The organism is Plantactinospora sonchi (assembly GCF_036422035.1).
Taxonomy (GTDB): Bacteria; Actinomycetota; Actinomycetes; order Mycobacteriales; family Micromonosporaceae; genus Plantactinospora; species Plantactinospora sonchi.
This window is the reverse complement of the sequence record NZ_JAZGQK010000003.1, coordinates 394,177-411,708: the sequence shown is the minus strand read 5'-3', so window position 1 is coordinate 411,708 and position 17,532 is coordinate 394,177. Positions and strand designations below refer to the sequence as shown.

At 72.9% G+C, this 17,532-nt stretch carries 14 protein-coding genes; 8 read left to right on the top strand and 6 right to left on the bottom strand.

The window, feature by feature from the left end:
* Positions 1–16 precede the first annotated feature (16 nt).
* The gene (locus V1633_RS05255) at positions 17–1,432 is read left to right on the top strand and encodes an MGH1-like glycoside hydrolase domain-containing protein (RefSeq protein ID WP_331213009.1); all 1,416 of its coding nucleotides are present in this window, start codon (positions 17–19) and stop codon (positions 1,430–1,432) included.
* An 86-nt stretch (positions 1,433–1,518) separates the two neighbouring features.
* Here the strand turns inward: V1633_RS05255 and V1633_RS05250 are convergent, their stop codons facing one another.
* The 3 genes from V1633_RS05250 to V1633_RS05240 all read right to left on the bottom strand — a co-directional run bounded on the left by V1633_RS05250 (position 1,519) and on the right by V1633_RS05240 (position 4,858).
* Complete coding sequence (locus V1633_RS05250) at positions 1,519–3,360, bottom strand: glycoside hydrolase family 15 protein (protein ID WP_331213008.1); 1,842 nt, start codon at positions 3,358–3,360, stop codon at positions 1,519–1,521.
* 175 nt (positions 3,361–3,535) lie between these two features.
* On the bottom strand, positions 3,536–3,928 hold the full coding sequence (locus tag V1633_RS05245; protein WP_331213007.1) for a cupin domain-containing protein: 393 nt from the start codon (positions 3,926–3,928) through the stop codon (positions 3,536–3,538).
* Positions 3,929–4,420: 492 nt separating this feature from the next.
* Positions 4,421–4,858, bottom strand: coding sequence for a hypothetical protein (locus V1633_RS05240; RefSeq protein WP_331213006.1), 438 nt, complete (start codon positions 4,856–4,858; stop codon positions 4,421–4,423).
* Positions 4,859–5,119: 261 nt separating this feature from the next.
* Here V1633_RS05240 and V1633_RS05235 point away from each other — a divergent pair, with 261 nt between their 5' ends.
* Both V1633_RS05235 and V1633_RS05230 read left to right on the top strand, forming a co-directional pair.
* Entirely contained in the window at positions 5,120–5,848 is a 729-nt protein-coding gene (locus tag V1633_RS05235; RefSeq protein WP_331213005.1) for a cellulose binding domain-containing protein, read from the top strand.
* A gap of 91 nt (positions 5,849–5,939) precedes the next feature.
* Positions 5,940–6,881: an NAD-dependent protein deacetylase gene (locus V1633_RS05230; protein WP_331213004.1), complete on the top strand. Its 942-nt coding sequence runs from the start codon at positions 5,940–5,942 to the stop codon at positions 6,879–6,881.
* Here the strand turns inward: V1633_RS05230 and V1633_RS05225 are convergent.
* The 3 genes from V1633_RS05225 to V1633_RS05215 all read right to left on the bottom strand — a co-directional run bounded on the left by V1633_RS05225 (position 6,848) and on the right by V1633_RS05215 (position 9,810).
* On the bottom strand, positions 6,848–7,801 hold the full coding sequence (locus V1633_RS05225) for a DMT family transporter (RefSeq protein ID WP_331213003.1): 954 nt from the start codon (positions 7,799–7,801) through the stop codon (positions 6,848–6,850). The two genes, V1633_RS05230 and V1633_RS05225, sit on opposite strands and share 34 nt — an antisense overlap.
* A 316-nt stretch (positions 7,802–8,117) precedes the next feature.
* Entirely contained in the window at positions 8,118–8,408 is a 291-nt protein-coding gene (locus tag V1633_RS05220) for a HesB/IscA family protein (protein ID WP_331213002.1), read from the bottom strand.
* A 322-nt stretch (positions 8,409–8,730) separates the two neighbouring features.
* On the bottom strand, positions 8,731–9,810 hold the full coding sequence (locus V1633_RS05215) for an NAD(P)-binding domain-containing protein (RefSeq protein ID WP_331213001.1): 1,080 nt from the start codon (positions 9,808–9,810) through the stop codon (positions 8,731–8,733).
* A 131-nt stretch (positions 9,811–9,941) separates the two neighbouring features.
* On the opposite strand from V1633_RS05215, the gene V1633_RS05210 reads away from it, so the two are divergent.
* From V1633_RS05210 to V1633_RS05190, 5 genes are all read left to right on the top strand, one after another.
* Complete coding sequence (locus V1633_RS05210) at positions 9,942–11,252, top strand: phospholipase D-like domain-containing protein (RefSeq protein WP_331213000.1); 1,311 nt, start codon at positions 9,942–9,944, stop codon at positions 11,250–11,252.
* An 89-nt stretch (positions 11,253–11,341) separates the two neighbouring features.
* Positions 11,342–12,913: a malate synthase A gene (aceB, locus tag V1633_RS05205; RefSeq protein WP_331212999.1), complete on the top strand. Its 1,572-nt coding sequence runs from the start codon at positions 11,342–11,344 to the stop codon at positions 12,911–12,913.
* Between the two features lie 81 nt (positions 12,914–12,994).
* Entirely contained in the window at positions 12,995–14,536 is a 1,542-nt protein-coding gene (locus V1633_RS05200; protein WP_331212998.1) for an FAD-linked oxidase C-terminal domain-containing protein, read from the top strand.
* Positions 14,537–14,538: 2 nt separating this feature from the next.
* Positions 14,539–15,993, top strand: a complete 1,455-nt coding sequence (locus V1633_RS05195) for an FAD-binding oxidoreductase (protein WP_331212997.1) — start codon at positions 14,539–14,541, stop codon at positions 15,991–15,993.
* On the top strand, positions 15,993–17,486 hold the full coding sequence (locus V1633_RS05190; protein WP_331212996.1) for a (Fe-S)-binding protein: 1,494 nt from the start codon (positions 15,993–15,995) through the stop codon (positions 17,484–17,486). Before V1633_RS05195 ends, V1633_RS05190 begins: the two co-directional genes overlap by 1 nt.
* Positions 17,487–17,532: the final 46 nt, after the last annotated feature.

The following is a 17,532-nucleotide window of genomic DNA, read 5'->3' as shown; positions in this document are numbered from 1 at the left end:
CCGGCGTTGAGTGGTTATGTTCCACCTGGCGAAGCACGCCCGAGCGGACGGACCGACCGGTCCCACCGGTACGCCTCCGCCGCCCGGCGACATCGACGAGGCGTTGTGGCGCGGCGCGGCCGCGGTGCTCGGCGCCAACTGGACCGGCACCTACACCGTGCCGTCCCGGACGCTCTATCCACACCAGTGGAGCTGGGACGCCGGTTTCATCAGCGTCGGCCTGGCGCACGTCGCGCCCGACCGGGCCTGGCGTGACCTGCGCAGCCTCTTCGAGGCGCAGTGGCCGGACGGGCGGGTGCCGCACATCGTCTTCGACCCGGACGTGACCGAGCGGGACTACTTCCCGGGGCCGACCTTCTGGGGCGGGGGCGGCACGACGCCGTACCCCGGTGCCCCGCCGACCGGGGCGGACGGCGTGCCGGCCCGGCGGAGCACCGGGATCGTCCAGCCGCCGGTGCACGCCCTGGGCGCCTGGCTGATCTGTCAGCGGGCGCCCGGTGAGGCCGCCGTCGCCGAGTTGCGCTGGCTCTATCCCCGCCTGGTGGCGCAGCAGGAGTACCTGGCCACCGCCCGCGACGTCGGCGGCGCCGGGCTCAGCGCGATCGTGCACCCGTGGGAGTCGGGCCTGGACAACAGCCCGGCGTGGGACGAGGCACTGGCCAACGTGCCGGTCGACCTCGCCGTGCTGCACCGGTACTCCCGGCGCGACACCCTGGTGGTCGCCTCGGACCACCGCCCCACCGACGAGGACTACGCCCGGTACCTGGCGATCGCCCTGTCGTACCGGGACCGGGGCTACCGGGACGCGGACCTGGCCGGTCGGCATCCGTTCCTGGTCGAGTGCCCGGGCTTCAACGCGCTGCGCGGCGCCGCCGAGCTGGCGCTGGCCCGGATCGCCGAGGTGGTCGGCGCCGACCCGGCGGCACACCTGGCCCGCGCGGCCGGGATCACCCGGGCACTGGTCGACCGGCTCTTCGACCCGGAGACCGGCATGTTCCACGTCCGCGATCTGCGGACCGGGCGGCGCAGTCCGGCCCGCTGTGTCAACGGTCTGCTGCCGCTGGTCCTGCCCGACCTGCCCGAGCCGCAGGTGTCAGGCCTGGTGGCGGCGATCACGTCGCCCCGGTTCGGGGTCTCGGCGCGGATGCCGGTGCCCAGCTACGACCGCACGGCCACCGACTTCGACCCGTACCGGTACTGGCGTGGACCGGTCTGGTTCAACATCAACTGGCTGCTCTGGCGCGGCCTGCGTACGCATCGGCAGGAGACCCTGGCCGGCACGCTGCGTACCGCCCTGCTCGACCTGGTGCGCGACTCCGGCTACTACGAGTACTTCCACCCGGACAGCGGCGCGGGGATCGGCTCCCCGGCGTTCAGTTGGACCGCCGCCCTCACCCTCGACCTGCTCGCCGCGCCGGACGATCCCGGCTGACCCCACGGCACGGGCAGCACTGTGCCGTGGTGACGGCATCCGCACGCCGCGCGCCTCGGTGACCGACGGGGGGCACGAAACCGCCGTCAGTCCTGGTGCGCGTCCGGGTCGGGGTCCGGGTCGTCCGGCGCGGTCAGCCGCCAGGCCGCGTTGATCAGCCCGATGTGGGACAGCGCCTGCGGCAGGTTGCCGAGCAGGGCGCCGGTGGCCGGGTCGACCTGTTCGGCGAAGAGTCCCACGTCGTTGGCCCGGGCGGCGGTCCGTTCGAACAGCTCGGTGGCCCGGTCCCACTCACCGGCCAGGACCAGGCACTCGACCAGCCAGAACGAGCAGAGCAGGAAACCGGCCGGGTCGCCGGACCAACGTCGTACCAGCCCGTTGTCGCCGAGCCGGTCGTGCACCGCCTCGATGGTGGCGCGCATCCGTGGGTCGGTGGCGGGCAGGAACCCGACCAGCGGCATCAGCAGTACCGAGGCGTCCAGCTCGGCCGAGTCGAGGATCCCGGTGTAGGCGGCGACCGCGGGATGCCAGCACCGGTCCAGCACCGTCGCCCGGATCTCGTCCCGGGCCGCCGCCCAACGTCCGGCGTCGGCCGGTTCACCGAGCATCGGGGCGAGCAGGACGGCCCGGTCCAGGGCGGCCCAGCACAACACCTTCGACGAGACGTAGTGCCGGACCTCGCCGCGTACCTCCCACATGCCGGCGTCCGGCTCCCGCCAGGTCTCGGCGGCCTTGTCGGCGATCCCGCACAGCATCAGTCGCAGTTCGTCGTCGAGTTCGCCCAGCTCGTGCCGAAGCCGGTGTACGGCGAGCAGCATCTCGCCGAGTACGTCGAGCTGGTGCTGCCGCCAGGCGTCGTTGCCGATCCGGACCGGCCGGCTGCCCCGGTACCCGCGCAGGTGCTCCAGGCGTTGCTCGCCCAGTACCCGTTCGCCCTCGACGCCGTACATGATCGGCACCGGCCCTTCGCCGACCCGACCGGTGGAGCGGGCCGCCCAGCCGAAGAGCCGGTCGGTCTCGTCCGGGCAGGCGCCGACCCAGAGGGCGTGCAGCGTGTAGGAGAAGTCGCGCAGCCAGGCGAACCGGTAGTCGTAGTTGCGGGTCCCGCCGAGCTGTTCGGGCAGCGAGGTGGTGAGGGCGGCGACCACCGCGCCGCTCCGCTGGTAGGTGAGGCCCTGCAGCACCAGCGCGCTGTGCTGGACCAGCTCCGGATACCGCCCCTGGTAGCGGTGGATCTCCTCGAATGAGCGCCACGCCGCGACGGCGTTGTCAACCGCGTCGACGCGGTCCAGTTCGGCCGGACCGGTCGGGCCGTGGCCGCGCGCGTAGGCGCAGTCGAAGCCCACCACCTGGCCGGCGGAGACGGTGAACTCGGCCGCCGCCGTACCGTCGCCGAGCGGGGTCAGCGGCACGTCGCCGCGCAGGGTCACCGTCGCCGAGCCGCCGGCGGCGACGAGCCGGCCCGGCTCCTCGTGCAGGTACGGCGTGACGAGCCCGTACTCGGGGCGGGGCGCGAACTCCACGCGCATCCGTACGGTGCCGGAGAGCCCACGCACGACGCGCAGCAGTACGGCCGGGGACCTCAGGCCGATCCGGTGTCCCCGGGCGCCCGGTTCGACGGCGAGTGCCTCGGTCACCTCGACCCGTCCGGTCCCGGTCCGGTGCTCGGTACGCAGCACCAGCGTTCCCGGCAGGTACGCCCGGTCGACCTGGACCTCCGCGTCGGCCTCGGCGCCCGTGGTGGGAGTGCCGTACGCCACCGCGGTGATCAGCCAGTGGCCGGCGTCGGGGTCGAGCAGCCGGCCGAAGACCGACGACGCGTCGAACCGGTCCGGGCACCACCAGTCGACCGAACCGGCCCGGCTGACCAGCGCGCCGGACCGGCAGTCGGCGAGGAAGGCGTAGTCCGCGATCGGGTCGTCGGTCACCGGGTGCGGATACCCGCTCAGCCGGCACTCAGCCGGCCCAGGTCAGATGCCGGGGCCGGCCGGGTTGCCACGCCGGCGCCGGGCCCCGTGACGCCGGGCGCCGTGACACCGCCGCTGTGTCGCCGGACGCCGTGACACCGCCGCTGTGTCGCCGGACGCCGTGTCGCGGGGCGCCTCAGCTGCTCGGCGGCTCGTCCTCGCCGGCCTCCTCGAGCGCCTCGGCCTGCTCCTTGGTGTGGTGCACCGCCTGGTCGGCGTGCTCCGGCGGGCCGTAGATGGTGTAGAGCACCAGCGGGTTCGGGCCGGTGTTGACGAAGTTGTGCCGGGTACCGGCCGGCACGACAACCAGATCGCCCTGGGTCACCTTCCGTCGTTCACCGGCGACCCGCGCCTCTCCGGTACCGCTGACGAAGGTGAGGATCTGGTCGATCTCCTCGTGGACCTCCTCGCCGATCTCTCCGTCCGGCGGGATCGTCATGATGACCAACTGGGTGTGCTTGCCGGTCCACAGCACCCGCCGGAAGTCCGGGCTCTCCTCGGCGACGGTGGCGATCGTGAAGTGCTCCATTCCGGTTTCTTACCCCGTGCTGGAGCGGATAACGCGGGCCGCTGGGAGTGAAGTTCCGGACGGGGCCAGCGGTACGCGCGAGGTGCCGCGACGGCGGCTTCTATCAGGTCCCGGCCCGGTGGAGGTTTGCTTCTCCAGACGGTGGGAAACCCCACACCTAGCCGGAACGGTCCCCAGGCCGGACCGGCGGGCCAGGTCCCCGCTGGCGTACCGCCGCAGTGGCTGCGCGGACGGGAGACGGCCGGAGCGCGGCGACGCCTTTCGATGGGCGGCGCCGCGCGCTCGTGAACGCGACGCTTCGCGCACCCGGCAACGCACGCTTCACGCGCCCCGGCAACCAGAGCCACACCCGCCGGTCCCCGCGGTACCGGGCCGTACCGCGGGGACCGGGGGCCGGGCGTGCCGCCGCCCGGCCGGGGTGGGACGCCGGAGGCGGTGGTGTGCCGGCCCGACGTCGGAGCGAGCCTCCCGCCGGACGGCGGTCGACCAGGGTCAGGACGAGACGTGCAGGTGGAAGGCGCGGTCGGCGGGGGCGCCGGCGCTGTTCCAGGTCTGTACGAAGACCCCGTTGGCGTTGCCGGCCCGACCGACCACGGCGATCTCACCCGGCGGGGACGCGCCGACGCTCCCGGTCAGCCCGATGGTGGCGGTGTAGGCCGAGCGGGTGACCGGCTGAATGAAAATCACCTGGTACTGGCCGAGGGCCAGCCGGCTGCTGGAGACCACCCCGAAACCCCGGGCCAGGGTCCCGTTCGCGTTGACCACCGCGAAGTGGCCCTGGGCGGTCGCCGGCAGTCCGGCGGCGGTGGCCGGTACGGCCATCAGACCGACGTCCTCGGCGTCGGTGTCGAGGGCGGGGGGCTGTTCGGCGGACGCGTACTCGGCCTCGACGGACTGGGCGGCCTTGGCGGCGTCGCTGGTTTCGGACATGGTGGCTCCTTGCCTGTTCGGGCCGGGAGAACGGCCCGGAGGGAGTGGACGGAGGCTGGTGGCGAGCGGGCGGCTCCCCGGCCGGTGTGGACGGCGGCACCTCCGGAATCGACGTTACTCTCCGTTAGCGCTTGACCACAGTTAGTACGCCTGTCCGATCACGGACAACCGGCCGACCGATGGCGGAGTCGGCCAGCTCTTTGATAGACATCGATGCGAGCCGGGCACTGGATGAGTCGTACTCTCAGAAAGGCTCTCGCCATGCTCCGCCGCACGCTGCCCTCTACACTGCTCGCCGCCGCGCTCGGCCTGGCCCTGCTGCCGCTCTCGCCGGCCCCGGCACACGCCGACCCGCTGATTCCGCTCCCCCCGCCGGGCCAGCCGGTGGCCACCTCGGTCACCGCGACCGGCGCCACCCTGACCTGGGCCCGACCCGACGGACCGGTCTTCCGCTACTCCATGCAGCGCCTGGTCGACGGCGAGTGGCAGGGCTGGCTCTCCATGCCTGGCAACTCGGTGACCCTGGCCGGCCTCACCCCGGACACCGCGTACACGGTCGCGGTCCGGGCCGCCGCACTGGCCGACTCGGGGTACACGACGAGCCCGCTGTCCGAACCGCTCACCTTCACCACGCTGCCGGAGGAACCCGAAACACCGTCCGGCTTCGGTTGCACCATCGGCGTCACCGTCGACCGCTACGGCGGCTACCAGGTACGCGGCAACGTGACCTGGTCCGGCCCCGAACCGGCACCACGCTGGCGGATGGGCTTCACGATCGCCACCACCGTCGTCATCACCCAGGTCTGGAACGCCACCGTCCAACGCAGCGGCACCGCCGCCACCCTGACCCCGGCCGACTGGGACGGACCGACGGTCCCCCCGCCGCCCGGCGGCCCGTACGTCTTCGGGTTCTCCGGCCGGTACGTCGGGGCCTTCGTACCGCCGAGCGATTTCCGGATCGGCGACACCCGGTGCACCGCCGTCCACTGACCGTGCCGGCAGGACCCGGTACGCCGGGCCGTCGGTGATCGTCGCCACAGGCCGCCTCGCCGGGCCGGTACCGGCGAGGCAGCATGGACGGGTGGATACGAGGACAGCCCCGCGGTACGGCCCGCTGGCGGAACTCCTGGCCGGCGGCGACGTGACGGTGCTCAGCGGCGCCGGCCTGTCGACCGAGTCCGGGATCCCGGACTACCGGGGACCGAGCGGGGCGCTGCGCCGGCACACCCCGATGACGTACCAGACGTTCGTCGGTGATCCGGTGGCCCGACGCCGTTACTGGGCCCGCAGCCACCTCGGCTGGCGGCTGATGGCCCGCGCCGCGCCGAACGCCGGGCACCGGGCGGTCGCCGAGCTCGAACGGCGGGGTCTGCTCGCCGGCGTGGTGACCCAGAACGTGGACGGGCTGCACCAGGCGGCCGGGGCCCGGTCCGTCATCGAACTGCACGGCAGCCTGGCCCAGGTGACCTGTCTGGGCTGCGGCGACCGGACCGACCGGGAGACGCTGGACCGCCGGCTGCGCGCCGCCAACCCCGACTTCACGGCCCGGTACGACGGGGTCAACCCGGACGGCGACGTGGCGCTCCCCGACGCGGTCGCCGAGCGGTTCCAGGTGGTGGACTGTCTGGCCTGTCCGGGTGGTCTGCTGAAGCCGGACGTGGTCTTCTTCGGCGAGACCGTTCCAGCCGAGCGGGTCCGGGCCTGCTTCGACCTCGTCGAGCGGGCCCGACTGCTGCTGGTGCTCGGCTCGTCCCTGAGTGTGATGTCCGGCCGCCGGTTCGTGATCCGGGCGGCACGGCGGGACATCCCCGTGGTGATCGTCAATCAGGGGCCGACCCGGGGCGACGAGCACGCCTCGCTGACCATCGACGCACCCCTGGGCGAGGTGCTGCCCGAACTGGTCCGGCTCGTCGGCCCAGGCCGGTCCCCCGGTGACCACGACCCGGGCCGGTCCCCCGGTGACCACGGCCCGGGCCGGTCCCCCGGTGACTACCCGGCGGCGACCACCGTGCTCTCCGGCTGAGCCGGTGCGGTCGCGGCCAGCACCACCGCCACCAGCAGCAGCGCCGCGCCGGCCAGTCCGCCCACCCCGAGCCGGTCGTCGAGGACGATCGCGGCGAGCAACGCACCGACCAGCGGCTCCAGCAACACCAGCAGCGCGGCGGTGCCCGGCCGGACGGTGCGCAGCCCGCGGAAGTACAGCAGGTACGCCACCGCCGTCGGCCCGATGCCGAGGGCGAGCAGCAGCCCGACCGTACCGGGGTCGGGGCTGAAGCCGAGCCCGACGGTGCTCCCGGCCACCAACGCCACCAGCAGACCACCGGCGGAGAAGCCGAGTCCGGTACCGGCGAGGTCGTCCAGCGTCGCCACCGGCCGGGCTCCGACCAGGGTGATCGCGGCGAACCCGGCGGCCGAGACCAGGGCGAGTCCGGCACCGCTCAGCACCGCCAGCGTGCCGAACCCGCCGGACGGCAGGCCGATCAGCAGGGCGAGGCCGGCGAGCGCCACAGCGGTGATCCCCACGGCCCGCCGGTCGGCCGGGCGTCGGCCGGCGACCGCCTCGCCGGCCAGCACCAGTACCGGCGCGGCGCCGATGGTGACCAGGGTGGCCAGGCTGACCGAGGTCAGCGCCACGGCGGCGAAGTAGCAGACCTGGTAGACGGCGGCCAGTGCGCCGAGCACGACGATCCGGCTCCACGCCGGCCGCCCCTGCGGCAGTCGGCGGCCGGTGAGGAGGAGGAAGGCCACGATCAGCCCGCCACCGACGCAGAGCCGGTAGCCGGCCACCGCGACCGGGGACAGGTCGGCGTCCCGGCTCAACAGGCTGCCGGTCAGCCCGCCGGTCCCCCAGAGGCTGGCCGAGACGACCAACAGGGCCAGGCCGGTGCCGGGGCGGCGACGAGGGCCGGCCGGCGAGACGAGTGGATTCGGTGAGGTGTGCATGGACGTTCGCGCTCCTGCGACGAGAAGGAAGGTTGGTCGCGGAAGCGGGGCGTACCCGGGCTCAGATCATCCACAGTGGAGCAGCACGACGGCCGGATCGGCTCGACGCGCTGGACTGGTCGCCCCGCTCAGGAGCGCGGCGGCGGGGTGATCGGGAAGCAGCGGTGCACGGCGTCACTCTACCGTCCGGCCCGGTTGGACCGGACACGGTACGCGCTACGACAGCGCGGGGCGATGCGCGCCGGTACGTCCGCCGGCCCGGTGGACCGGGCCGACGGACGGAAGGACCGAGCGAGAGCGTCGAGACCCGGTGGCCTCAGAGCAGCGGCTGCTGCTCGGAGAAGCCGAACTGCACGGTTCCCTCGGCGTCCACCGCCGCGTCGAGGGCCTTGTCGTCGAGGATCTCGGCGGCCTGCGGGTCGAGGAAGACCCGGGCCCCGTCGCTGTCCACCACCTGGTCACCCTGGGCCGGGCTCTCGGCGAGTTCCAGGGTGAGCGAACCGGCGGCGAGGTCGCTGGCGATCCGCAGGCCGGCCCCGGTCGGCGCCTCCTGCTGCGCGGTGAGGTCCCGGATCACGAGTACGGCGTTCTCGGTCATGGTGAGCATGCAAACTCCTTGTGGATTTTCTGCGGTCGGCCGGCACGCCGCATCCCCCCGACGCGGGTGCCCCGTACCACCCCCGACACACCCGTGCCACGCACGTGACCGGCGGAGGATGGGGAGGCCTCGGACATGTGGCCAGCCCGTCATGGGGGCCGCGCGTGTGCGGCCAGGCTGGCGCCTTTGGCGTACGGCGTTCGGCGTCTCTCTCGAACTCTCGGCTGTGACAACAGGCCGTACTTGCCCTACGTTGCCGCTTCCAACCTGATTCGTCAACTCCGGTGAGCCGTCCGGCGTCGTGTGCTATGCCGCCCCGACGGGGACGGTGTCAGGTGGCCGCGACGGGTGCCGGCGCGCTGTCGAGCAGGCGCCGGATCTCGCGTACGGCGGCCCGCCCGGCCCGGTTCGCGCCGATCGTGCTGGCCGACGGCCCGTACCCGAGCAGGTGCACCCGCTCGTCGACGGCGACCCGGGTGCCGTCCATCAGGATGCCGCCACCGGGTGCGCGGAGTCTCAACGGCGCGAGGTGGTTCAGGACAGCCCGGAAGCCGGTGCACCAGAGGATCACGTCGGCCGCGAAGGTGTCGCCGTCGGCCCAGACCACCCCGTCAGGGACGATCCGGTCGAACATCGGAAACCGCCGCAGCACCCCGCTCTCGTGCATCCGGCGCAGTTGCGGGGTCCAGGGCAGTCCGGTCACCCCGACCACGCTGCCGGGCGGCAGGCCGACGCGTACCCTCGCCTCCACCTGTGCCACCGCGACCCGGCCCTGTTCCTGGCCGAACTCCTCGGCGAAGACCGGCGGGCGCCGGGTGACCCACCGGGTCGCGGCGGCGACCTCGGCGATCTCGGCCAGCAACTGCACGGCCGAGGTGCCCCCACCGACCACCACGACCCGGCGGCCGGCGAACTCTTCCGGGCCCCGGTAGTCGGCGGTGTGCAGTTGCCGGCCGGCGAACGTGGCCTGCCCCGGATAGACCGGCCAGAACGGGTGCCGCCAGGTGCCGGTGGCGTTGAGCAGTGCGCGGGTGGTCCAGGTCCCGGCATCGGTACGGACGTCGAGCCGGCCGTCGGGTCGGTCGTGCACGGAGTCCACGTTCACCGGCCGGTGCACCGGCAGGCCGAACTCCCGTTCGTAGGCGGCGAAGTACTCCGCGACCACCTCGGCGGCCGGGCGGTCCGGATCGGCGGCCCCGAGGGCGAGTCCCGGCAGGTCGTGGATGCCGTGCACGCCGGACAGCCGCAGTGTCGGCCAGCGTTCCCGCCACGCGCCGCCCGGACCGGCACCGCCGTCCAGCAGCACGTACCCGGTCTCCGGGGCGAGGCCGGCCCGGTGCAGGAAATAGCCGGCGGAGAGACCCGCCTGCCCCGCGCCGATCACCACCACGTCGACATCCCGACCGCTCACATCCGGCGACAACCACCGGGAGCCGCCGAAGGTTCCCCGAGCCGAGGTCTCGTCGCTCACACCGGAGGACGGCACGTTCCCGACACAGCCGAACCCTGGTCCGCGACGCCGACCGGTGGGAGGATCCAGACATGCGGATGCGTAGATTTTTTCCACGAACGGTGACCCGAGCGGCACTCGCCTTCACCATCACCGCCGCCGCGGTCGGCGGACTGACCGGACCGGCCGGACCGGCCGCCGCCGCCGAGCCGGACCCGGTGCTGAACAAGGCCGTCTTCAACCGGCCGACCGGCGCCGCCGCCGCACAGAACGCCATCTTCATCCAACTGGCCAGGATCATCGACCGGGTACCGGCCGGCGGCGAGATCCAGATGTCGTGGTTCGGCTTCGGCGTCACCGACGTGACGGACTCGGCGACCACCCCCGACCTGCCGGCCCGACTGCTGAACGCACACCAGCGGGGAGTGCGGGTCAAAATCATCCTCGACCACGAGCAGGTCAGCCAGAGCCCGTACCAGCGGCTGCTGCCGGTACTCGGGTCGAACGACACCGCCGGGTCGTACATCGTGCACTGCGCGGACCAGTTCCCGAGCCAGGACCGGGGCTGCATCGGCACCCGACGGATCGACTACAGCACGTCCTCGGTCACCGCGTACAACCACAACAAGTTCCTGACCGCGTCGAGTCTGGTGCTCAACAACAGTTCCACCGTCGCCGACGTCGTCTTCCAGGGCTCGGCCAACCTCGGCTGGTGGGACGCGAACGAGGCGTACAACAACGCGGTGACGTTCAGCGACGCGACGACGTACCAGGCGTACCGGCAGTACTTCGCCGACCTGCGCTCGCACCGGTACAGCTCGACCGGGAACAACAACTACTACTGGGGTACGCCGACCGGGACGACGTACCGGGCGTACTTCTTCCCCCGCAGGGAACGGTCCGGCCAGCCGGTCAGCGACCCGGCCACCGACACCATCGTCAGCGTGCTCGACTCGGTGTCGTCCTGCTCCTACGACGACGCCGGCACCCGCCGCCAGACCGACGTACGGGTCAACATGTTCTCGTTCAACCGGCCCGAGGTGGCGAAGAAGCTGACCGCGCTGCGCAACGCCGGCTGCTGGGTCGACGTGGTCTACAGCGAGGCGAACGCCGGCGTACTGGACGCGCTCGGCAGCGACGTACAGGTCACCCGCTGCAACTTCAACGTCGGGCCGGGCCGGGACATCCGCACCCACAACAAGTACATGCTGATCGACGGGGCGTACGACGACGACATCGTGCCCCGGGTCTTCACCGGCAGCCACAACTACAACGTCTCCGCGCTGCGTCAGGCCGACGAGGCCATGCTGCGCATCATGGGACGCGGCATGCACGACGACTACCTGGCCGACTTCTGGCACGTCCGGGACACCTGCCGGGCCAACGGCGGCGCGGTCAGCTGACCGGTCAGGTGCTCGCCCCCCAGGTGTCAGGAAGGGGCCCTTCCTCTATCGAAAGCGATAATAAGGGCCCCTTCCTTGGAGGTGTACGCATGATCGAGGTCACCGGCCCGCTCGGCGAACGGTACGAGGAGGTGCTCAGCGCGGAGGCGCTGGACTTCCTCGCGGAGCTGCACCGGACGTTCGAACCGAGGCGGCGGGAACTGCTCGCGCTACGGGCGGAACGGGAGGCCGCGTTGGCGGCCGGTGGCACCCTGGGTTTCCTGCCGGAGACCGCGGAGATCCGCGCCGACCCGTCGTGGCGGGTGGCGGAGCCGGCGCCGGGGCTGGTCGACCGGCGGGTCGAGATCACCGGTCCGACGGACGCCAAGATGACCATCAACGCGCTGAACTCCGGGGCGAAGGTCTGGCTCGCCGATCTGGAGGACGCCAACACCCCGCTCTGGTCGAACGTCGTCGAGGGGCAGCTCAACCTCCGCGACGCGATCGCCGGCTACCTGCAGTACATTTCGCCGGACGGCCGGCGGTACCGGCCGCGCCCGGACGGCGAGCTGGCCACCATCGTGGTCCGGCCGCGCGGCTGGCACCTCACCGAGAAGCACATCCTGGTCGACGGCGAACGCCTCGCCGGTGCCCTGGTCGACTTCGGGCTCTACTTCTTCCACTGCGCCCGGGCACAGCTCGCCTCCGGTTCCGGGCCGTACTTCTACCTGCCCAAACTGGAGGGCCACCTGGAGGCGCGGCTCTGGAACGACGTCTTCGTCCTCGCCCAGGAGCGGCTCGGCATCCCGCGCGGCACCGTCCGGGCCACCGTGCTGATCGAGACCTTCCCGGCCGCGTTCGAGATGGAGGAGATCCTCTACGAGCTGCGCGAACACTCCGCCGGGCTGAACGCCGGCCGCTGGGACTACATGTTCAGCGTGATCAAGAAGTTCCGCACCCGGGGCGCCGAGTTCCTGCTCCCGGACCGGGCCGCGGTGACGATGACCGCGCCGTTCCTGCGGGCGTACACCGAACTGCTGGTCCGGACCTGCCACAGGCGGGGCGCCCACGCGATCGGCGGCATGGCGGCGTTCATTCCCAGCCGCCGCGACCCGGCGGTGAACGAGACCGCGTTCGCCAAGGTCCGCGAGGACAAGACCCGGGAGGCGAACGACGGCTTCGACGGCTCCTGGGTCGCCCATCCCGACCTGGTGCCGCTCTGCCGCGAGGTCTTCGACGCCGTACTCGGCGACCGGCCGCACCAGCTCGACCGGAGCCGCGACGAGGTACGGGTGGACGCGGCGGCACTGCTCGACGTCGCCGCCACCCCGGGACAGATCACCGAGGCCGGGCTGCGCAACAACGTCAGCGTCGGGATCCAGTACCTGGCGAGCTGGCTGCGCGGCTCCGGCGCGGTCGCCATCTTCAACCTGATGGAGGACGCCGCCACCGCCGAGATCTCCCGGTCCCAGGTCTGGCAGTGGCTGCACCACCACGTCACCCTCGACACCGGCGTCCCGGTCACCCGGGAACTGGTGGAACGGATCGCCGACGAGGAGATCGGCCGGCTCGGCACCGACCCGGCCGGGTACGCCGAGGCGCGGGCACTGTTCATGGAGGTCGCGGTCGCGGACGAATTCGTGGACTTCCTCACGCTGCCCGCGTACGAGAGGATGCCGTGAACGAGCTGTCCTGAACACGCCGGGCACGGGGACCGCGACACCGGATCGCGGGCCCCGGTGACGTGGGAGCGGAGGTCGGCGATGACCAGCAGCGACGACGTGACGAACGGCCGGCCGGACGAAGGGTCCGCCGGCACCGCCCAGGGGCCGCCACCGCGCGCCGCCGCCACGATCGCGCGGCTGGCCGCCGAGTTGCGTACCCGGCTCGGCCCCGACCAGGTGATCGACGACCGGGCCCGGCTGCGGACGTACGAGTGTGACGGCCTGGCCGCCTACCGCGTGGTACCGGCGCTGGTGGTGCTCCCGCACACCGCCGAGGAGTGCGCCCTGGTGGTCCGGGCCTGTGTCGCCGCCGACGTGCCGTTCGTGGCCCGGGGCTCCGGCACCGGACTCTCCGGCGGCGCGCTGCCGCACCCGGACGGGGTGCTGGTCGTCACCTCCCGACTGCGTGACATCCGGGAGGTCGCCCCGGGCGACGAGCGGGCGGTGGTCGAACCCGGGGTGATCAACCTCGCGGTCAGCCGGGCCGCCGCCCCGTACGGCTACTACTACGCCCCCGACCCGTCCAGTCAGCAGATCTGCTCCATCGGCGGCAACGTGGCCGAGAACTCCGGCGGGGCGCACTGCCTGAAGTACGGCTTCACCACCAACCACGTGCTCGGACTCCAGGTGGTGACGCCGGACGGCGAACTCGTCCGGCTCGGCGGGGCGGCACCGGACACCCCGGGTTACGACCTGGTCGGCGCGTTCGTCGGCTCGGAGGGCACCCTCGGCATCGCCACCGAGGTCACCGTACGGCTGGTCCGGCTGCCCGAGTCGGTGCGTACCCTGCTCGCCGCCTTCGTCACGACGGACGCGGCCGGTGCCGCGACCTCGGCGATCATCGCGGCCGGGGTGGTGCCGGCGGCGGTGGAGATGATGGACGCGCTCGCCATCGAGGCGGCCGAGGCGGCGGTCCGATGTGGATATCCGGCCGGCGCGGGCGCGGTGCTGATCGTCGAGCTGGACGGGCCGGCGGTCGAGGTGGCGGCCCAGTTCGCCGAGGTGGTGGCGCTCTGCCGGACGCACGGGGCGTTCGAGGTCCGGATCGCCGCCGACGAGGCGGAGCGGGCCCTGTTCTGGAAGGGTCGGAAGTCGGCGTTCGCGGCCGTCGGTCGACTCAGCCCGGACTACATCGTGCAGGACGGGGTGATCCCCCGGACCGCGCTGCCGGAGGTGCTGCGCCGGATCGCCGAACTCGCCGCCGAACGGGGCATCCGGGTGGCGAACGTCTTCCACGCCGGTGACGGCAACCTGCACCCGCTGGTCCTCTTCGACGAGACCGTCGACGGGCAGACCGAACGGGCCGAGGAACTGTCCGGGGCGATTCTCGACCTCTGCGTCGCGTACGGGGGGTCGATCACCGGGGAGCACGGGGTCGGGATGGACAAGGCGAGGTACCTGCCCCGGATGTTCACCGACGACGACCTCGACACGATGCAGCTGCTGCGCTGCGCCTTCGATCCCCGGTCGCTGGCCAACCCCGGCAAGATCTTCCCCACGCCCCGGCTCTGCGGCGAGGTGCCCGGCCGGCGCAAGGGTCCCCATCCACTGCAGGAGGCGGGTCTCGCGGAGGTGTTCTGACCATGCCCGGTACACCGAGTCCGCACGACGCGTCGCAGGGCGCCCTGTCCAATCCACCGAGTCCGCACGACGCGTCGCAGGGCGCCCTGTCCAGTCCAGCGAGTCAGCGGGACGTGTCGCCACGGGGTCCGCAGGACGCGTCGCCGCGCGCCCTGTCCGGTCCACCGGCTCAGCGGGACGGGCGGTCCGGCACCGACGGCGTGGCGCTGGTCCGTCCGGCCGGGCCGACCGACGTGGTCGGCGGCGTACCGGCCCGGTTCGTCGCCGCTCCCGAGACGACCGCGCAGGTCGCGGCGGTGCTGACCGCCGCCGCCGAACGAGGGCTGACCGTGGTCGCCCGGGGTTCCGGCAGCAAACTCGACTGGGGTGCCCCGCCCACCAGTCTGGACCTGATCGTCGACACCCGACGCCTCACCGGCGTGGTCGAACACGCCGCCGGGGACCTGATCGTGGTGGTCCGGGCCGGCACGCCGCTGGCCGAGCTGCGTCAGGTGCTCGCCCCGGCCGGCCAGCAGTTGGCGCTGGACGATCCGCTGCCCGGGTCCACCGTCGGCGGGGCGGTCTCGGTGAACACCAGCGGGCCGAGGCGGATGGGCTACGGCACGATCCGGGACCTGCTGATCGGGGTCACCCTGGTCCGCGCCGACGGTGTCGTCGCGCACGCCGGCGGCAAGGTGGTGAAGAACGTCGCCGGCTACGACCTGGGCAAGCTGGTCACCGGGGCGTACGGCACCCTCGGGCTGATCACCGAGTGTGCGTTCCGGCTGCATCCGGTACCGGCCGCGCAGGCGTACGTCCGCTGCCGGGTGCCGCTGGCCGGGGCGGGTGGGGCGGACCTGGTCGGCCGGCTGGTCACCGCCGTGCGGGCGGCGCAACTGGTGCCGGACGCGCTGGAGGTCGACGTCCCGGTCGCTGGACCGGTCGAGCTGGTGGTGCTGCTGGGCGGGACCACCGCCGGAGTGACCGGACGGGCCGAGGCGACCCGACGGCTGCTCGCCGCGGCGGCGGGGAGCGGCGACCGGGGAGACGGGGTGGAGATCGTGGTCGACACCGCGCCGCCGCAGTGGTGGTCAGGTTATCCGTGGTCGGCCGGTGGCACCGGGCTGAAGCTCACCGGGGTGCTCTCCGGCGTACCCGACCTGCTCGGCGCGGCCCGGAGCGTGGCCGAGCGGTACGACGTACCGATCCGGGTACGCGGCTCGGCCGGCACCGGGGTGCTGTACGCCGGGCTGCCGGCGGGGGCCGACCCCGACCGGGTGGCCCGGGTCGTGGAGGAGCTGCGCGGGGCGGCCGGGGCGGCCGGCGGGCACGCCGTGGTGCTGACCGCCCCCGACCGGGTACGCGACCGGGTCGACCTGTGGGGGCCGGTGGACGGGCTGGACCTGATGCGTCGGGTGAAGGCACGGTTCGACCCGGAGGCACGGCTGGCGCCCGGACGTTTTGTGGGAGGAATCTGATGGCCTCGACGGATGCGCGTGACCAGCCGGAACAGCCCGACCAGCGGGTGCCCCGGGATGTGCTGGGGCTGCTCGGCCCGACCAGTCCGGGGCCGGCGGTGTCGGGCGAGCCGGTTGTGTCGGGCCAGCCCGCTGTGTCCGGCCAGCCGGCGGTGTCGGGCGAGCCGGCGTTCGACGGGCACCGGCCGCCGCCGGCCGAGGTGGTCGCCGACTGTGTGCACTGTGGATTCTGCCTGCCCAGCTGCCCCACCTACCTGTTGTGGGGCGAGGAGATGGATTCGCCCCGGGGTCGGATCCACCTGATCGGCCAGGGACTGGCCGGCGAACCGCTCTCCCCGGCGATGGTCGAGCACTTCGACCGCTGCCTGGGCTGCATGGCGTGTGTGAGCGCCTGCCCGTCCGGGGTGCGCTACGACACCCTGATCGAACGGACCCGCCAGCAGGTGGAACGCCGGCACGACCGGTCGCCCCGGGAACGGGCCCTGCGGTCGGCGATCTTCGCCCTCTTCCCGTACCCGAGGCGGCTGCGGCTGCTGCGCGGGCCGCTGCGGGCGTACCAGGCCAGTGGGCTGCGTCGGGTGGTGGACCGGACCGGGCTGCTCCGCCGGCTGGCCCCGACCCTGGCCACCCTGGAGTCGTTGACGCCCCGCCTGACCCGGGCATCCCGGCCACCACGACGGGTTCCGGCGTACGGGCCACGGCGGGCCGTGGTCGGGATGCTGACCGGTTGTGTGCAGAGCGCGTTCTTCCCCGGGGTGAACTCGGCGACCGTCCGGGTGCTCGCCGCCGAGGGTTGCGAGGTGGTGATCAACCCGGAGCGGCAGGGCTGTTGCGGTGCGCTGAGCCTGCACAGTGGACGTGAGGAGGAGGCGCGCCGGTTCGCCCGTGACCTGGTCGACGCCTTCGCGGCCGAGCACCTCGACTACTTCGTGGTCAACGCGGCCGGCTGCGGCTCGGCCCTGAAGGAGTACGGCGACCTGCTCGCCGACGACCCGGCGTACGCCGAACGGGCCGCCGCCTTCGCCGCCCGGGTCCGTGACCTCTCCGAACTGCTGGTGGAACTCGGTCCGGTGGCCACCCGGCACCCGCTGCCGGTCAGCGTCGCCTATCACGACGCCTGCCACCTCGGTCACGCCCAGGGGATCCGCAGCCAGCCCCGGGAACTGCTGCGGGCCATCCCGGAACTGGAGCTGCGGGAGATCGCCGACCCGGAACTCTGCTGCGGCTCCGCCGGGGTGTGGAACGTGCTGAATCCGGAACCGGCGGCCAAGCTCGGCGACCGGAAGGCCCGGGACGTCCTGGCGACCGGGGCGAGTCTGCTGGTGACCGCGAACCCGGGCTGTCTGATGCAGATCGCCGCCGCCGTTCCCCGGGTCGCCGACACACCTGGTGCCGCGGGTTCACCGGGTGGCCGGAGTGTCGCGTTGGCGCACACCGCACAGGTACTGGACGCGTCGATCCGGCGCCTACCCGTCGAACGGCTGCTCTCCTGACCAGGTTTACATAGGTAGGCCACCCGCATATTCTGGCGATGTGACT

Bases quoted from the DNA above. Each gene is read 5' to 3' on its own strand.
- V1633_RS05255 (WP_331213009.1), top strand. From the start codon at position 17: ATGTTCCACCTGGCGAAGCACGCCCGAGCGGACGGACCGACCGGTCCC.
- V1633_RS05245 (WP_331213007.1), bottom strand. From the start codon at position 3,928: ATGGAGCACTTCACGATCGCCACCGTCGCCGAGGAGAGCCCGGACTTC.
- V1633_RS05240 (WP_331213006.1), bottom strand. From the start codon at position 4,858: ATGTCCGAAACCAGCGACGCCGCCAAGGCCGCCCAGTCCGTCGAGGCC.
- V1633_RS05235 (WP_331213005.1), top strand. From the start codon at position 5,120: ATGCTCCGCCGCACGCTGCCCTCTACACTGCTCGCCGCCGCGCTCGGC.
- V1633_RS05225 (WP_331213003.1), bottom strand. From the start codon at position 7,801: ATGCACACCTCACCGAATCCACTCGTCTCGCCGGCCGGCCCTCGTCGC.
- V1633_RS05220 (WP_331213002.1), bottom strand. From the start codon at position 8,408: ATGCTCACCATGACCGAGAACGCCGTACTCGTGATCCGGGACCTCACC.
- V1633_RS05210 (WP_331213000.1), top strand. From the start codon at position 9,942: ATGCGGATGCGTAGATTTTTTCCACGAACGGTGACCCGAGCGGCACTC.
- aceB (WP_331212999.1), top strand. From the start codon at position 11,342: ATGATCGAGGTCACCGGCCCGCTCGGCGAACGGTACGAGGAGGTGCTC.
- V1633_RS05200 (WP_331212998.1), top strand. From the start codon at position 12,995: ATGACCAGCAGCGACGACGTGACGAACGGCCGGCCGGACGAAGGGTCC.
- V1633_RS05195 (WP_331212997.1), top strand. From the start codon at position 14,539: ATGCCCGGTACACCGAGTCCGCACGACGCGTCGCAGGGCGCCCTGTCC.
- V1633_RS05190 (WP_331212996.1), top strand. From the start codon at position 15,993: ATGGCCTCGACGGATGCGCGTGACCAGCCGGAACAGCCCGACCAGCGG.